The 16,243-nt window shown below is 46.9% G+C and carries 12 protein-coding genes and 2 pseudogenes; 2 read left to right on the plus strand and 12 right to left on the minus strand.

Annotation, left to right across the window (positions count from 1 at the left end):
- The first annotated feature begins 14 nt into the window (after positions 1 to 14).
- Positions 15 to 1,019, plus strand: a complete 1,005-nt coding sequence (locus tag PSHG_RS07505) for a M23 family metallopeptidase (RefSeq protein ID WP_042121553.1) — start codon at positions 15 to 17, stop codon at positions 1,017 to 1,019.
- Positions 1,020 to 1,966: 947 nt separating this feature from the next.
- On the opposite strand, the gene yunB is transcribed toward PSHG_RS07505, so the two are convergent.
- The 5 genes and pseudogenes from yunB to PSHG_RS07530 form a co-directional block, all read right to left on the minus strand.
- On the minus strand, positions 1,967 to 2,716 hold the full coding sequence (gene yunB, locus PSHG_RS07510) for a sporulation protein YunB (RefSeq protein ID WP_010271458.1): 750 nt from the start codon (positions 2,714 to 2,716) through the stop codon (positions 1,967 to 1,969).
- 337 nt (positions 2,717 to 3,053) lie between these two features.
- Entirely contained in the window at positions 3,054 to 3,452 is a 399-nt protein-coding gene (locus PSHG_RS07515; RefSeq protein ID WP_010271461.1) for a hypothetical protein, read from the minus strand.
- Positions 3,449 to 3,658, minus strand: a complete 210-nt coding sequence (locus PSHG_RS07520; RefSeq protein ID WP_010271463.1) for a helix-turn-helix transcriptional regulator — start codon at positions 3,656 to 3,658, stop codon at positions 3,449 to 3,451. Before PSHG_RS07520 ends, PSHG_RS07515 begins: the two co-directional genes overlap by 4 nt.
- A gap of 422 nt (positions 3,659 to 4,080) precedes the next feature.
- On the minus strand, positions 4,081 to 4,896 hold the full coding sequence (locus PSHG_RS07525) for a TrmH family RNA methyltransferase (protein ID WP_010271465.1): 816 nt from the start codon (positions 4,894 to 4,896) through the stop codon (positions 4,081 to 4,083).
- Positions 4,897 to 4,904: 8 nt separating this feature from the next.
- Positions 4,905 to 5,579 (minus strand): annotated as a pseudogene (locus tag PSHG_RS07530) (potassium channel family protein); the annotation flags it as partial.
- A 174-nt stretch (positions 5,580 to 5,753) separates the two neighbouring features.
- On the opposite strand from PSHG_RS07530, the gene sspI reads away from it, so the two are divergent.
- Positions 5,754 to 5,960, plus strand: a complete 207-nt coding sequence (gene sspI / locus PSHG_RS07535) for a small acid-soluble spore protein SspI (RefSeq protein ID WP_010271469.1) — start codon at positions 5,754 to 5,756, stop codon at positions 5,958 to 5,960.
- Positions 5,961 to 6,006: 46 nt separating this feature from the next.
- Here the strand turns inward: sspI and PSHG_RS31960 are convergent.
- The 7 genes and pseudogenes from PSHG_RS31960 to PSHG_RS07570 all read right to left on the minus strand — a co-directional run bounded on the left by PSHG_RS31960 (position 6,007) and on the right by PSHG_RS07570 (position 16,207).
- Positions 6,007 to 6,752: pseudogene (locus tag PSHG_RS31960) on the minus strand (YheC/YheD family protein).
- A complete protein-coding gene (locus tag PSHG_RS26865) occupies positions 6,634 to 7,902 on the minus strand; it encodes a glycosyltransferase family 4 protein (RefSeq protein WP_010271475.1) in 1,269 nt (422 codons plus the stop codon). Before PSHG_RS26865 ends, PSHG_RS31960 begins: the two are co-directional and overlap by 119 nt.
- Positions 7,903 to 8,174: 272 nt before the next feature.
- Positions 8,175 to 9,758 (minus strand): extracellular solute-binding protein, encoded by a 1,584-nt coding sequence (locus PSHG_RS07550; RefSeq protein WP_010271477.1) that lies wholly within the window; start codon positions 9,756 to 9,758, stop codon positions 8,175 to 8,177.
- 204 nt (positions 9,759 to 9,962) lie between these two features.
- Positions 9,963 to 10,682 (minus strand): carbohydrate ABC transporter permease, encoded by a 720-nt coding sequence (locus tag PSHG_RS26870; RefSeq protein ID WP_010271479.1) that lies wholly within the window; start codon positions 10,680 to 10,682, stop codon positions 9,963 to 9,965.
- Positions 10,683 to 10,881: 199 nt separating this feature from the next.
- Positions 10,882 to 11,838, minus strand: a complete 957-nt coding sequence (locus PSHG_RS07560; protein ID WP_010271481.1) for an ABC transporter permease — start codon at positions 11,836 to 11,838, stop codon at positions 10,882 to 10,884.
- Positions 11,839 to 12,057: 219 nt separating this feature from the next.
- Positions 12,058 to 14,352 (minus strand): helix-turn-helix domain-containing protein, encoded by a 2,295-nt coding sequence (locus tag PSHG_RS07565; RefSeq protein ID WP_010271484.1) that lies wholly within the window; start codon positions 14,350 to 14,352, stop codon positions 12,058 to 12,060.
- Between the two features lie 268 nt (positions 14,353 to 14,620).
- Positions 14,621 to 16,207, minus strand: a complete 1,587-nt coding sequence (locus tag PSHG_RS07570) for a peptide chain release factor 3 (protein ID WP_010271487.1) — start codon at positions 16,205 to 16,207, stop codon at positions 14,621 to 14,623.
- Positions 16,208 to 16,243 lie beyond the last annotated feature (36 nt).

The following is a 16,243-nucleotide window of genomic DNA, read 5'->3' on the forward strand; positions in this document are numbered from 1 at the left end:
TTGTTGTTAGCCTAATGATTAGCTCATTTATAATAACGGAATACGTCCCCCCGGTTCATGCTAATTCTACAACCAGCTCCGCACCTAAAGAGGCAGTCAAAAGCCGGGAGCAAATTTTCGCGGAACGTCGGCAATTATTTGATGAAATCAGTGCTTTAACAGGAATACCATGGCCTTATCTGGCGGCGATTGACCAGTACGAAAGGACAATTCGCATTGCCAAAAAAAGACCTCTTGCCAAAGGGCTGATTGACATTTATTATTCGCAAGAGGAATGGACAGGCATGCTTAACCCTGATCGCGAGGACGATAATCCGACATCCATTGCATTTTTCAACGGCAAAGGAAAGGACGGCAATGGGGATGGATTAGCGGATCGCACTGATGATCTCGATGTACTCTTTACGACGGCTGATTATATTTTGTCGTACGGGACAAGCGAGCAGGATTTTCGCATAGCGCTATGGGAGTATTATCATAATAACCGTAGTGTGGAACGTATTGAGCAGTTTGTGAAGCTGTATTCAACTTATGATCGCCTGGATTTGTTTCAGCATGTTTTTCCCGTGCCTTTAAGCTCCAGTTACTCTTACAGGGGAACCTGGGGGGCACGTAGAGGCTGGGGAGGATACCGGATTCATGAGGGCACGGATATTTTTGCCGGCTACGGTGTGCCTGCCCGAAGCACAACCTATGGAGTTATCGAGGTCCGCGGCTGGAATCCGTATGGCGGTTGGAGAATCGGTATTCGTGATCTGAACAATATTTATCACTACTACGCGCATCTGAGCGGATTTAATAAAAAACTGAATATCGGAGATGCGGTCGCCCCTGGTGATGTAGTAGGCTGGGTTGGAAGCTCCGGCTACGGCAAACCGGGAACTTCAGGCAAATTCCCGCCCCACCTCCATTACGGTCTCTACAGAGACAATGGCTTGTCAGAATGGTCATTCGATCCGTATCCCCACCTGCGCAAATGGGAAAAAGAAGAGCGCCAGCGCAAGCTGAAAAAATCTTGATTCAACCTTACATCGGTTATCTTGCTTGAATGGTTCTGGTCTTTTAGGAGATTTAACTCGTGAGATTTAACCCGTGGAGACTCCTTTTCCAGGGCTTTTTCTTGCAAGGGCTTGAATCGTGAAGGCTCGTCAACTAGGGTACCTTTTCTTGCTGGAGGCTTCTGAGAATCAATCTTTGTTACCTGCCAAAATGAAACACCCAAGAATGTTGTTTAACGGCATTTTTGGGTGTTGACTTTTGTGTCGCGGTCCCCCGGCGGACATGTATGCGAAAATCGTATACATTCGCCTTCGACAGCGCTCCGGCTTGAGCGCCCCGACTTGAAATGTATGCGAAAAATCGCAGTCCAATTGCCTCGCAGTGCGAGCAGAGGCGGATTATATGCGAAAACCGTCATGTCTTCTCCAGTTCTGGCACCTCTCCGGCATGAAAATAGCCAAGGTTGGCGGGGTTCAAAGGGCTTGTCGCCTGTTGTTGCTTGTTGTTGTTTGTTGTTTCCTGCGTTTTGTACGAAATGTCGTACAAATACATGGGGATGAAGGGCAATAACCGGTGATTTGTATGAAACGTCGTACAAATACAGGGGATTAAAGGGCGATTACCCGAGATTTGTATGACAAATCGTACAAATACCGGGGTCTAAGAGTTGAGTCGGTACAAATGCCGGGGTTTAAAGGAGCTACAGCCAGTGTTTCATACGAAATTTCGTAAAAGTTATCACAAGTTATGATTGAGGTGCGATTTCCTGAGATTGTTCATCATGCGGGACGTTATATATTTCGCAGAAAAATCGCATACATTGCGCCTCCAACAGCGCCCGCGGCGGGAATGTATGCGAAAAATCGCATACATTCACTGCCGCAGCGGACGCCAGGCGGAATGTATGCAATATAATTCGCGTAGGGAGGCGCCGGAATCGGGAAGTAAGCAGCGAATCCGTTCCCTTTTATTGAGGCGTAATTGGCAAGGCTCCTCCTCCCGGTGTGCGCATCTCCGGCAGAGTCACCGAAGGCGGCAGCGGTGACGAGTTCCCTACCGGATTTCCTTTGTTGTCCACATAATACATGGGCGTGTCGCCAATAATCAGGACATAAGAAAGCGGGACCTCCGTTTCGATCACCTCATGCTCTGAGCTGAACGGAACTATGACCGCAACATCGGCAATTATCCGTATGTATACTTCAGCAAGAACCATATTGATCCCGACACTTTCATACCGCCTTCCCAATTCCACCTGAACAGCTCCCTGCGGCGACATCCTGATTGGAATCTTCGGACCGTATGAGGCAATAATCGCGCTGTCTAAGACAAGACCGAGCGGAATCTTCTCGGTATGGGCCTGCAGGTCCTGCAGCAAGCCTTGGACAATATCTACGGAACGCGACGTGATCTTCATATGCTCCGCATAATTGAGCACGAAGCCGTTAACTTTCCCATCCTGTCCATGCTTCCATTCCATCAATTTATCCAAATTCGCTTCTTCAGTAATTTTTTCCGAAAGAGTGGCATTTACAGACTGTGTAACTACTTGCTTCATTCTTATTGTAGCCAAATGAGTTAACGGCGGCTTCAGCCTTTTCTCAATATAAATAAACGATTGTAAAGAAAACAAGGTGAACAGGATCAGGACAAGAAAGATCGCCCTCTTGCGGCTGCTTTTGCGAGGATTCCGACTTTTCCACCTGCGCCTTCGCATTCGTCCTCCCCCCTTGTAAGCAGACATGTTCTCTATAACAGCCTATGCTTGGGAGGGATAAAATAACCCCAAAATGTAAGGAAGCTTTCTGTTAGATTCCTGTCAGAGGAAATTGAATGCGGCTAGAGTAATTGGGGTGAAACTAGAGTGATTTGCATGAGGATAGTGTAATTTGGCTGAAACTAGAGTAATTTGCATGTGGCTAGAGTAATTTTAATTTGGGCAAGGCTATTTTTCAGCAGTTTCAAATTTTTACAGATTCATTGGGCGCTTAGTCCGTATTGAATTCAAAACCATTAGCCGGTTACCGCTTGAAGCCTAAAATTCAGGCTGTTGATCATCTGCGACTAACAATAAATGCACCGATCCCACTAAAACATATATAGGCGATTATTATTATCCATAGATAAACAGTTAAAATTTCCTCAATCCCTAAGAACGATGAAATACAGAGTGCAATAAATAATAGACCTATAAAAATATGTGATGAAAAAAGGTAAAATTTAAGCATATTTTTTTCGGTTCTTTCATCTGTGTCAGGGGTTCTATCGCGTTTTAGCAGAGCTTTCATTATATTGGTAACGGTTAAAATAACTGTGCCAGTTAAAGCACCAAGTAAAATGCTTAAATTGAACTCTTCTTTGATGAAGTAAACAATGGATAAACCAAGAATTACACCAACCAGTACATTAATGGCTCTAAAAGTTAAATTCCATTTCTCCATATTCTTCCTCATTCTTTCTCCTCCTCTAATATAAAGATCTCTTGAATAGGAAGATTGAAGTAATTAACGATTTTCAAAGCAAGCTCCAGACTTGGATTATATTTATTGTTTTCGATGGCTGTAAGGGTTTGTCTAGTTACTTGCAGGTCTTCAGCTAATTGTAATTGTTTAATACCTCTTTCCTTCCTTATACTTCTAATGTTATTTCTGACAGGCATGAGCTTTCACCGCCTATATATAAAGGCTTCTTTACATAATTAATATCATGGAAAATCACATATGTAAATACTTCTTTACATTTTTACATAGAAAGAAATCAGAGCCAGGCTTCAAGATCAGGAAAAAACAGAGAAAAGGCGTTCGAAACAGCCAACCATCCGCTGTAACGAAACGCCTTCTTTCTTAAAGTTTATTTATTGTCGGCCAGGTGGTAGTATGTTGAAAGCCTGGTTACTCGTTTGAAAACTGTTTTACATTTGGAAAATATTAGAATTAATGATTTGAATTCATGGTTTGAATTCATGGTTATATTTTGAACTCCTTGTTTATGTTAGTGCTTGTTCATGTGTGTTAGTGGTTCATGTTAATGCTGGTTCATGTTAGTGTTTGTTTTTGTTAGTGGCTGGTTCATGTTTGAAGGCTAGTTATTGTTTGAAAGCTCCCGCTGCCGCAAGCTCTCGTAAAGAAGAATTGTCGCAGCCATAGCCACATTCAAAGACTCCGCCTGTCCGCGGATCGGAATGATAACCTCCTGATTCGCCCACCTGCTGACTTCACTTGATACTCCTTCGCCTTCGTTGCCAACAATAATCCAGGTATCTACGGTAAAATCGATGTTATAGCAGCTTTGTGAAGCGGAAAGTGAGGTGCTGACAATTTGCACCCCGCGAGCGGCCGCTTTCTCCAATAAGGCAGGCAATGGCCCCGCTTGCACAATAGGCAGATGGAAGAGAGAGCCCATCGTTGCGCGAATGGTTTTAGGATTATACAGATCAACAGTGCCCTGGCCCAGAATCACTGCGCCGGCTCCTGCCGCATCAGCAGCACGTATGATCGTGCCCAAATTACCGGGGTCTTGTACTCCATCCACGACTACAACCATACCGTACGGCCTTTCCCGGTCTTCAAGCACGACCTCGGAGGAAACCTGCAGTTGATGAGCTGCAGCCATCACCGGCTGAGGAGTTTTCGTGTCCGCCACTTTGGCCAGCACTTCACGGGACACGGCAATCCGTTCCAAACCGCGTTCAGGTATGTAAGGCTGAAGCTCCTCCGGGATTCCGGCGTTCCTATCATAAATAATTGTCTCCAGCTTAATGCCTGCCTTTAAAGCTTCAATTAACAGATGGTTGCCTTCCAGCATGAATTTCTTTTGGCTGTCCCGCCCTTTTTTCGTCAACAGCTGGCTCCACTGCTTGACCCGCGGATTTTGCAAAGACACAATTTCCTGATCCATCGCCCGTTCTACCTCGCAAACATTTTCTCGAATTTCAACAAATGCTCATTCTTGCCTACGATTACAAGAGTATCCGTTACCCGGATCAAAGCATCGGCTGATGGTGTAATATTCATGACGCCATTGGTTTTGACAGCCATCACATTGCAGTTGTACTTAGCCCGAATATTCAGCTGCTTGAGACTTTTTCCGATCATTTGCGGTGGGGCTTTCATCTCCACGATGCTGTACCCGTCGGATAGCTCGACATAATCCATCACATTCGGTGAAATTAAATGATGAGCCACCCGATTTCCCATATCCCGCTCCGGAAAGACAACTTTGTCAGCGCCAATTTTGCTTAACACCTTGGCCTGCAGATCATTCTGGGCTTTAACAATTAATTTGGGAATCCCCATATCCTTCAAAATGAGGCTGGTTAAAATGCTCGCCTGGATATTCATCCCGATGGCCACAACGACCACATCAAAGCGGTCAATGCCCAGCGTCCGCAGGGCTTCCTCATCGGTACTGTCGGCTTGAACTGCCTGAGTAACGAAAGTGCTTATATTCTGCACTCTCTGCTCATTGGAGTCTATAGCCAGCACTTCATAACCAAAAGCATGGAGCGATTTGGCCACACTGGAGCCAAACCGCCCGATGCCAATAACGGCAAATTGCTGTTTCATAATCCCCACCGTCCTGCCAAGATTAAAACCATTATAGCATGCCTGACTTTACCACTCCAAAGCCGTTTAAAATTTTGCATACTAAGGCATATTATCTAGTATGAAAGTGAGCATTTTGCCCGCCGGGATTTATACAAAATGCTGAAGCAGCTGCTATTTGGCTAACAATTTTTTATGGAGGGTCACATCATGAATATTGACTTACGGCAAGCAATTGTCCAGCGTGTGCAGGGCAAATCTTTGGATGAATTAAAAGAAATTATTGAGGATTCCGTGGGCGGCGCAGATCAAACGCTGCCTGGTCTCGGTGTGCTGTTTGAGATTATTTGGGAACATACCGAGCAAGCGGACCATGACACCATGCTGAACGCTCTAAAAAATAATTTGCCCCAATGAGTGAATACCGACCCTCATCTTTAGGGTCTTTTTGTCTTAGCCGGTCCTATTTACGTTTGCTTCTCTTGAATTTCATAATATTGCGAAACACCTGGTACTCCCCTACTTTGCGGAAAATATAGGGGTCGGGGCGAAAATTAACCTCCAAAATCCAGGGATGCAGCTCTTTCCCTAAAGCAACATCAAGTCCTATTGAGGTCAGGGCAGGAAAATGAGGATGCAGCTGTTTCGCAGCCTCTTCTCCTAAGCGGGCTAAGCGCTGCTTAAACTGCTCACGCTCCCCTTTTTGCATATATGGCTCCAGTAAACCATCTATCTTTTTCAACGTTCCGCCGCTATGATAATTGGTAACTACCTTTCCCTGCTGGGCGACACGGCCAAGCATGCCCATTGTCTTCCACTCGGATTTTCCAACCTTTTTGACCATAACTCTCAGATCAAAGCTCCGCTGATTATGCTTTAACAGCTGAATTCCTCTTTGTACGAGATATTTCCGGTTCTTGGTTTTTTATGCACGTAATAATAAAGATCTCCGTAAGACTTGAACACATGCTTTTGCGTACCTTGCCGGCATACATAGTATACCCTGTTATCCATTTTTTCCATCTCTACCCGCATAACACCGGTGCCATAAGTACCAATATCCGGCTTAATGTATACCATCTGGTACTTGCTAAGCATCTCCAGCAGCTTGCTGCTGTTCATTTTCTTCGTTTCCGGAATGGATGCCTGTATGGACGGATTCTGGGAAAGTATGCCCGTCTTGATCCACTTGCTGCCTGTCAATTTCATACCTACCTGGCTCCTCTTCTCCCTTGATAGTAACGGACGATTCATACCTTTTCGCTAATTGTTCTGCTGTGGTTTCCCAATTAAAGCGGTTGATCATATCTTCACGGGCTCTAGCACCTACTTGCTCATATAAATCACGCTGATTCATTACAGCGATTAACTTTGCGGCAAATTCCCCTTCACTTCTATAATCGTTGACAAGCATCCCTGTCTCGCCGTCACTAATAATCTCGCCAATCCCGCCGATATTAGAGGCAATACAGGGCAGGGCGGTCGCCATAGCTTCCACATTGACCAACCCGAATGCTTCATGCTGCTGGGATGGACAGACAAAGCAATCGGCCATCCAGTAAACGCGGTGAATGCGGCTGTGAGGTACATTGCCAATAAAGGTCACTGGCAAATGATAGTTTCTGGCAAGCCGCTTCAGCTTCGTGACATAACCTTTCACTGTACTGCTTCCGGCTACGACCAGCTTTATATTAGGATTCTTCATTCTCGCTATACGGGCAGCCCTCATTAACAAAGGCAGTCCTTTTCTCGGAATCAGCCGGCCTACAAAGCTGATGACGAAGGAATCTCCAAGCTTGTATTTGCTTCGTTGCTTTGCCCGTTCTTCGGGTGATGGGGGGCGGAATCTTTGTAAGTCCGTGCCCAGCCAAACATAGCTGAGCTTCGGGATCAGACTTGGAAAACGAACCGCAAGGTTTGTCTTTAGAGACGCGCTGTTGGCTACTACCAAATCCGTTTGCGCAAAACAGGACAAGGCCGACTTTCGGGATAACCGGCGTCCGGACACAAAGGTTAGGGAATGAAGAAATAAGGAAATCGGAGTACGGGGAAAAAGCCTTCTGATGAAAGGGACAAACTTGGGACGGTTGTCGATTTGAATCCAGTCGAATACACGCCCCTTAATTTTCTTCCTGACTTCGTTAAGATACCTCTTGGTGCTGCGGCCGGATCGGACACGGATAATCGTCAGATTGCCCTGCGTGGTGACAAGCGGCAGCTTACGGTGCCTGCGGCTGATTAAAGTTACTTGATGCGTTCGGGCAAGCCGCTTAGCTATCTCGTACATGCATATTTCAACCGATCCCCCCCGCACAGGAGGAACCGGAATTTGCTCTGGCGCAATCATTAACAGCCTCATTCAGCCACACATCCTAGCCTAATCAGTCTCCTCCTATCATATGAGGGAATAGTTTGTTTGGGGACGGCTAATGAACAAATCCCCCGGAAGTAAGGCACGGTTTCGCCGCTTAATACCGCTCGGCTAATCTCCTAATCGTCTAAAATAGCTCCACATGCAAAAGTTAAAAGCGCAGAGCCTCCGGCATAAGCTGTCCGGCACTCTACGCTTATTCAACTCCCCTACCAGGGCTGATCTCGATTGCTTAGTATGTGATTGGTTAATCGCGGCACTTAGGAAGAGCGTTCCTTAATTCCTTCATTGATTTCTCTGATCCAGTCCGCTCCGCCGCGCGCCTTCCACTCCTCGACCATCGCGTCCCATTCCTCGACAGGTCGCTGCCCGGATATCATTTTGGTAATTTCGCCAACAATATATTGGCTAAGCTCTGCCCCCTTCTGCGCGTGTACCTCGGAGAAAATTCCGCGGCTCGGGTCGGCATACGGCGTTTTGTTATAGGTGGCCTCCATATCTTCGATCTGCGAGATGAATTCCTGCATTCGCGGATCGTTATACACCGCTTTGGAGTATTGATTCGCCTCATCATTTGGAGCTGTCGGTCTGTACTCCTCTCTCTGGAACATGTATCCGATCGGGGCGATACTTTCCGCTCCCGGCTTAGGGACGGCCTTGCCATCGATCATATCGTAACCAACTCCTTCCCCTCCCATCAGCCAGTCAAAATGCTCGTTGTCCGGATTGCGTTCCTCGAGTGGAATGAATTGTCTTCCATAGTCAAGAATCTCCAGAATTTTTAATACTTTATCCGGATCATTTTTCAGCTCCGCGGATAAGGTCGTTAATCCGAAATACCCCTGGTTCAGCAGGCGTCCTTGTGAGCCGTCGGGGGCAACAAAGTGGGGAATGGACGTCAGTCTCGCCTCAGGGTTGACCTCCAGCAAACCTAAATAATATTCCTCCACCATTCCGCTGGGCGTACCGATAAAGATCCCCGCTTTGCCGGAATAAAATTCTTTGTTGGCCTGCGCCCAGTTTAGAACCGCAAAGTCTTTGGTTACGGCGCCATGCTTATAGGCCTCGGCCAAGGTTTCAATCACTTCTCTTTTCCCCGGTCCAATCACCCCAGGGATATAGTTACCTTCATCATCCTTGTGATACCAGCCGCCGGACCAATATGCTCCTGCTGCATAATCCGGGGAAGCATTCTCGCCCATGGCAAAGCCATAGGTATCATCCCGTCCATTCTGGTCCGGATCGTCCTTCGTGAAAGCGATGGCTACTTCGAGCAGCTCTTGGTAATTCGTTGGCACTTCAAGCCCGAGATTGTCAAGCCAATCCTGGCGCACGACATTACTGAAGCTGTAAGTCGGGGCATACATCGGGATACTGTAAATTTGTCCGTCTACGCGAAATTGATCCCAGATCGAATCCGGTACATTCCGGAACGTCTCAAATTGATCCAAGTATTCGTCCAGAGGAAGAAAGGCGCCTTGCTTCGCCCATTTGTAATAATTGGAGTCGTTGGCGCTTATATGGACTACATCAGGCATGTCTCCGGAGGCCATCACAACCGACAGCTTGGAGTTAAAATCGGAATTCAAAATAAACTGCGAATCTATGTTTGCTGAAAATTTCTCGCGAATGGCCTGTACCCCTGCTCCGTTAGGCTCAGGAAATTTGGCATAGGAATATCCCATAAAGCTTATATCGTAGACACGATCCTGCTCGGGGGCTCCCTCACCGGTTGAATGCGGGGACTCTGATGGAGCCGATCCTCCTCCTGAAGAACAAGCGGCTAAAGTCAATGCGAGAATACCAAACCAGGAACCATATCTCCATTTTTGAACCTTTCTCATTTTTCGATCCCCTACCTTTTTTAATTAGCATTTTTGCCTATTATGATTTCATCTGCAGGCGGATAACAGGCTGCAGACGAACTCAGGCTTTTGGATCTGCATTCTAATCTGGCAAAAGACTTATACTTGCTTCATGCAAAATGCTGTAATCGTCGAGCAAGCAACCTCACCCCATACCAACCACTACCCTTCAGGCAACGACCATCAGCCTTTAACGGAGCCGAGCATCACCCCTTTAGCAAAATGCTTTTGCAGGAACGGATACACGATCAGAATGGGAACAGTAGCCAGCAAAATAGCGGCCATCTGAATGGTTTCAGCCGGCGGCTGCTGTACAAGTGCATGCTGCTCAATCAGCGCTGTGTTATCATTCACGACTACAATTTGCCTGAGAAGCACTTGAATCGGCCACAAGGCAGGATTGCTGATGTATAGCAGGCCTGTAAAGTAAGAGTTCCAGTGGGCAACCGCATAGAATAAGCCGAACGTAGCCAGAGCAGGCTTGGACAAGGGAAGAATAATCCGGCCAAAAATAGTAAAGGGATTAGCCCCGTCCATAATCGCTGCTTCGTTTAACTCCTCCGGGATATTGCGGAAGAACTGGCGAATGACGATTAAATTCCATGGACTGATCAGCACCGGAATAATCAGAGCCCAGATCGAATCCAACAGACCGGTTTCTTTGACAATCAAATAAGTCGGAATGATGCCGGCGCTGAATAAAAAGGTAAACAGCACCATAAACAGGATCGTTTTTTGTCCGTAAAAGGGGCGGGACAGTCCATAGGCCATCGTAACCGTAAACAGTAAATTCATCAAAGTGCCTACTACCGTAATCAGAATAGTAATCCAGATGGAACGGATGAAGCGGCTGTTTCCCAATATGAACTGATAGGCATCCGTCACCCACTCCTTTGGCCACAAAATAATATCATTCTCCAGAAATTCCTTCATCGAGGAAAAAGAAACAGAGAAGATATAGAGAAACGGAAAAACATAGTGGCAGCAATCAATATCAGCATTACCAGATTAACGGTTTCCAAAATCCGGTCCGTTATCGTGCGGTGAAGCATAAGCCTCCTCCTTTCTCGCCTGCAGAACAAATGCAATGCTGCAAAAAGACTCAGTATATCCCTTCTTCGCCAAAGCGTTTGGCCAATCGGTTGGCCGCAATTACAAGAATGAGCCCAACTACCGATTTAAACAAACCTACCGCTGTTGCGAAGCTGAAATCCGCCTGTAAAATACCTTTGAAGTAGACATAAGTATCCAGCACATTCCCCACTTCCATCACATAGGGATTAAGCATAAGAAACACTTGCTCGAACCCGTTATCGAGCACATTTCCAAGTCTAAGTATCAGCAAAATAACAACGGTGCTGCGAATCGCAGGCAGTGTGATGTGCCATATCCTTCTCAACCGACTGGCTCCATCTACAACGGCAGCCTCATAAAGCTCCGGATTCACTCCGGCTAATGCCGCCAGAAAAATAATCGTTCCCCAGCCCGATTCTTTCCAGATTACTTCTAACACCAGAATCGGCTTAAACAAGGAAGGCATTTGCAAAAAAGGAATGGAATCGATCCCGAACCAGGCGCCCAGCATGTTATTTACGAGTCCGTCGCTTCTTAGGAATAAGGTTACGACACCGATCACGACTACCCAGGACAGGAAATGAGGTAAATAAACAATAGATTGAATAAACCGTTTCACCCATTCCTGTCTCACCTCATTCAGCATCAAAGCCAGCAGGATAGGAACCGGAAAAGCAAATGCAATCTGCAAAAAGGACAGCACCAGCGTGTTGATTAGTACCTGTACGACCTCCGGATTATCGAATATCCTTTGAAAATGGGCAAAGCCTACCCATGGACTATCAATAAACCCTTGAAAGGCGCTGTAATCTTTGAAGGCAATTATGGAGCCAAGCAGAGGAACATAACGGTACACTATAAAATAGAGCAATCCTGGTAAAACAAATAAATACATATAGCGGCTTTTCCATATTTTCTTTCCAGTTCGCCCCTGCCTGAACGATGGAATCCATGAATGCGCTTTCGGTAACGGGGATCCCTTCATCAGCCAACCTCCTATGCCAAAATGATAATTAGTACTTTATCGTTTTCCCTTGTAATTGCCTAGGCTCTATTGTTGTTTCACTATGCAGATAAAGATACAAGGCGCGCAAAAAAAGATACCTCCGTCTAGGAAGAGGTATCCTGCGCTTGCAGTTAAGGATCAGGGAGTTTGCACGGACAGTCAGCCGGGTTCTGTTAAGCGGCCGGTCAAGCCCTGGCATCAGCTTTGCCGATAGCGCTCGCGATATTTGCCCGGGGGGATCCCTGTTATTTGCTTAAACACTCTGGAGAAGTTCTGCGTCGTCGTATAGCTGAGCTTAGCGGTTATATCTTTAATAGATAAATCACTATGAACAAGCCATTCCTTTGCCTTGTCTATCCGGTACTGGATTAAGTAATCGACAAAGTTTATCTGCATCTGCTCTTTAAACATGCGGCTCAACTGGTAAGGAGAGCATTCGAAATGATCGGCGATTTGCTGTAGAGACAGCTCGCTTTCAAAGTTCTCATGAATATAGTCTGTAACCTTGCGGATTAACTGCTGCTGCTGCATGCTTTTATCAACCGTCAGCTGCCGGCTGATCGCAGGGAATAGCTCCATTTCGAACCATTCCCTTACTTCCTCCATACTGGCAGCGGCATGCAGCGAAGCATACAGATCTCCTTCTATCCATTCCTTTAATTCATATCCCCGCTCATGCAGAGTCTGTTCGATATCGCCCAGCAAATAGGTCATCAGACCAAGCTGGCTGTCCACCGTTACAAGGAAGCGGGGGGCTTCCTCCATCATTTGATTAAACTGCTGGCTGGCCAGATTGACATCGCCTATCGCCAAGCTTTGAATGATCGCCTGGTGCCACTCAAGGAAGTCCCGGATGAAATAACGGTTTCGTGCGGAACCTTCCACGCTTTCCCGGGTAATCGTCACATCGGATCCCATTAGCAAACGATAGCGCTGCAGCAGGATTGCCTGTTCGTAGCCCGCACTAATCATTGATCGTGACGGCTGGCTGTCACTTACCGCTGCGGTAACGGTGAAGCCTAAGTATTCGAACGCTTTGCTGCGAATACGTTCATTGTTCTCAATCACCCGCCTGCGGATGGCCGGGCTGTCATCCTCCACTCCCAGTATACAAATCACTTGTCCGGGGATGAGGGCTACCGTTTCACAGCAGCTCATCTCTTGATTAATTTCCTGAACGAGCTTGGAAAAAGCGTACATGATCAAGGTCCGGTCCCGAAACCGGTATTTCTTCCGAAATGCAATCGCTTGGTCGACCTCGATGATACAGACATAAAAGCGGTTACCAGGCAAGGAGATCGGATAAGAGGCGGTTAGCGAGGCAAATTCCCGATCATTGATTTCTCCGCGCAAGAGCTGCAGCAGCGCGCTTTCCCGCAATTGGGGAAGCTGCTCCTTCCATTGAATTTGCAGCTTCGTGTTGTGATAGATCATTTTATCAATATAACTGGAAAGCTGTTTCAAATCCCCTTCACTGCGGTCCGTGGAAGCCCCGGATAGTTTGGCGAGCAGAGCTTGAATAGGAATATACAGCTTGCTTGATCCGATGATGGAGATCAGCAGCCATACCAAAGAGATCGCAACCACCATCTGCCACGTTAACCAGCGGATGCTGGCTGATTTGGCCGTCAATTCCCGGGTCGGCGTCATGGCTATGTATGTCCAGCCATTCAAAGCCGATTTCTGATACGACAGCTGATAGTCATTTCCATTGAAGGCATAAGTCCCTTGAAAGGAAGAGGGCTGCCGCCAGTAATGGTATAAATCATTGGTCACATTTAGCCTCGTGCCAATCTCCTCTTTGTTCGAGCTGACCGCCACCCTCCCCTGGTCATCGATGACAAGCAGCTTGCGCCCGCTGCCCAAGTTCGCGGACTGGAATACATTATAAAAAATCGAAGGATCCACATGTAAAATAAGCCTGCCTTTGTACGGAGTCGAGCCGCTTAGTACAGGGCGCATCATTAGAAACTCCTTCTGATCGGGATAAGTAAACGGAGGAACAACCAATAATCCGGAATGCTGTGCCTGTTCCTTCTGCAAAAACTCATAATAAGGGAATTCCGTGAACGATAGGAGCCCGTAATGATTGGAGTATACTTGATCGTGCTGGTCATAGACTAGAGATACATCGAATGGAGCCCCATTATAACTGCGGTACTGGCGGATAAGTTCCTTCATAGCCAATGTCGTCTCGAGAGTTTCCAGATCGTCCAAGGAAATGCCTCGTTCTACCGATTTCTCAATCGTACGGTCACTAGCTATTTGCAGCGAGAAGGTTTCCAGGTTTTTTAATATGTTATCCATCTGGTATTCCACTTGCTTCAGAATAATTCTATGATTGCGGTCCACCTCTTCCTGGACACTCTTGCCTGCTAAATAAGCCGAACCCATTCCCAACAAGACGACAGGAAGCAGGCTGATTAATAAGGAATACAGCATCAGCTTTTTCTTAAAGCTCCACCTTTTCCATTCGAGCAACCGTCTTGGCATCAAACTTCTCCCCTTTGGCGTCCATAGATTGGCCGAACCTTTATTGTTAACGCTTACATTTTAGGGATGATTGTGATTTCTAATGGCTTGATTGCAGGCGCTTACTTCGTTCATTATAACTCTTTCTTAGCAGGCATACATCAGCCAGTACTCCTAATTGCAATTTATCTCTATTTAAAGACGCTTGTTCCGGCCATATCTCCAAAAAATAAAGAAGCGGAACTCCCTGTTAAGGAATCCCGCTTCCGTTTTCTGTTATTCTGTTGTATTAAGGAGCAACGTCCAAAAACTGGGCTTCCGGGAACTTTTCCATTGCATTTCGCAAGGCATATTCGTTTTCGAACAAAACGACATAATTGTCTTTCTTATCCTTAACCAACTGGGAATTGATTCTGAATTTACCGGGGTCAACGTTCTCTGCGACGAGCCAGCGGGCAAACTGGAAATTCATTCGCTGCAGCTGCACCTCTACGCCATACTCGGCTCTCATCCGGTATTCAAACACTTCAAACTGCAGCTGGCCAACTACTCCCAGCAGGGTGTCCTCAAAGCCGATCGTCTTGAAAACCTGGATTGTCCCCTCTTCGGTCAGTTGATCCAGTCCTTTTTGGTACTGCTTATGCTTCAGTGCGTTCTTCACGGTTACTTTGCTGAATAGTTCAGGTGAAAATGTTGGCAGCTCATCAAACACAATTTCCGTGCCTTGGCTCAAGGAGTCGCCGATGCGAAAGATGCCGGGATCAAATAAGCCGATAATATCTCCGGGATAAGCTACCTCTACAATATCCCGGTCCTGGGCAAGAAATTGCTGAGGCTGGGACAGCTTGATTTCCTTGCCCGCTCTAACATGTTTCACCGACATTCCGCGTTCGAATTTGCCGGAGCAGACTCTCAGGAATGCCACCCGGTCACGGTGGGCAGGATTCATATTCGCCTGGATTTTAAACACAAAGCCCGAGAAGTTCTCCTTGGTCGGCTCGATTTTCCCGGCCTGGCTTTGACGCGGCTCAGGCTTGGGAGCCATGGAGAGAAAATTTTCCAAAAAGGTCTGAACGCCAAAATTGTTAATCGCACTGCCGAAAAATACAGGCGTCAATTCCCCTGCAAGAACCTTCTCCATATCGAGAGGATCGCCGGCGACATCCAGCAGCTCCAGATCCTCGCACAGCTGCTCATACAGATACGGCCCGGCAATCTGCTTGACCGTCTCATCCTCATAGCCGCTTACCTCTTGCAGAGAGATTTCTTCATGATCATCGCCTTTGAAGAGCTCTACTCTTACCTTCTTCCTGTCGTAAACGCCGCAAAACTGCTTGCCTGAACCGATCGGCCAGTTCATCGGGTGCGAGCGAATGCCTAGCACCTGCTCTAATTCCTCCAGCAAATCAAACGGATTTTGCCCTTCCCGATCCAGCTTGTTAATAAATGTAAAGATCGGTATGCCGCGCTGACGGCAAACCTGAAACAGCTTTTTCGTTTGCGCCTCGACACCTTTGGCCGAATCGATCAGCATGACAGCACTGTCAGCTGCGGTCAGCGTCCGGTAAGTGTCTTCACTGAAATCCTGGTGGCCAGGTGTATCCAAGATGTTCACCCGGTGTCCCTTATAGTCAAACTGCATAACACTGGAGGTTACGGAAATTCCTCTCTGCTTCTCAATCTCCATCCAGTCCGAGGTGGCATGCTTGTTGGCCTTGCGCCCTTTGACCGTCCCTGCCAAGCGGATAGCTCCGCCAAATAGCAGGAGCTTCTCGGTTAATGTCGTTTTACCGGCATCGGGGTGGGATATAATCGCAAAGGTTCGGCGGCGATCCACTTCTTTTATCAATTCTTGGCCTAATTTACTGGTTGTCATCCCTATTTTTGATTCCCTTCTTAATTCGAAATAGCA

The organism is Paenibacillus senegalensis JC66 (genome assembly GCF_000285515.1).
Taxonomy (GTDB): domain Bacteria; phylum Bacillota; class Bacilli; order Paenibacillales; family NBRC-103111; genus Paenibacillus_L; species Paenibacillus_L senegalensis.

Excerpts from the sequence above, each read along its gene's own strand:
- PSHG_RS07505 (WP_042121553.1), top strand. The coding sequence starts at position 15 with ATGATTAGCTCATTTATAATAACGGAATACGTCCCCCCGGTTCATGCT.
- PSHG_RS07560 (WP_010271481.1), bottom strand. The coding sequence starts at position 11,838 with ATGAAGGGATCCCCGTTACCGAAAGCGCATTCATGGATTCCATCGTTC.
- PSHG_RS07550 (WP_010271477.1), bottom strand. The coding sequence starts at position 9,758 with ATGAGAAAGGTTCAAAAATGGAGATATGGTTCCTGGTTTGGTATTCTC.
- PSHG_RS26865 (WP_010271475.1), bottom strand. The coding sequence starts at position 7,902 with ATGAGGCTGTTAATGATTGCGCCAGAGCAAATTCCGGTTCCTCCTGTG.
- PSHG_RS07515 (WP_010271461.1), bottom strand. The coding sequence starts at position 3,452 with ATGAGGAAGAATATGGAGAAATGGAATTTAACTTTTAGAGCCATTAAT.
- PSHG_RS07570 (WP_010271487.1), bottom strand. The coding sequence starts at position 16,207 with ATGACAACCAGTAAATTAGGCCAAGAATTGATAAAAGAAGTGGATCGC.
- PSHG_RS07565 (WP_010271484.1), bottom strand. The coding sequence starts at position 14,352 with ATGCCAAGACGGTTGCTCGAATGGAAAAGGTGGAGCTTTAAGAAAAAG.
- sspI (WP_010271469.1), top strand. The coding sequence starts at position 5,754 with ATGAATATTGACTTACGGCAAGCAATTGTCCAGCGTGTGCAGGGCAAA.
- PSHG_RS07525 (WP_010271465.1), bottom strand. The coding sequence starts at position 4,896 with ATGGATCAGGAAATTGTGTCTTTGCAAAATCCGCGGGTCAAGCAGTGG.
- yunB (WP_010271458.1), bottom strand. The coding sequence starts at position 2,716 with ATGCGAAGGCGCAGGTGGAAAAGTCGGAATCCTCGCAAAAGCAGCCGC.
- PSHG_RS07520 (WP_010271463.1), bottom strand. The coding sequence starts at position 3,658 with ATGCCTGTCAGAAATAACATTAGAAGTATAAGGAAGGAAAGAGGTATT.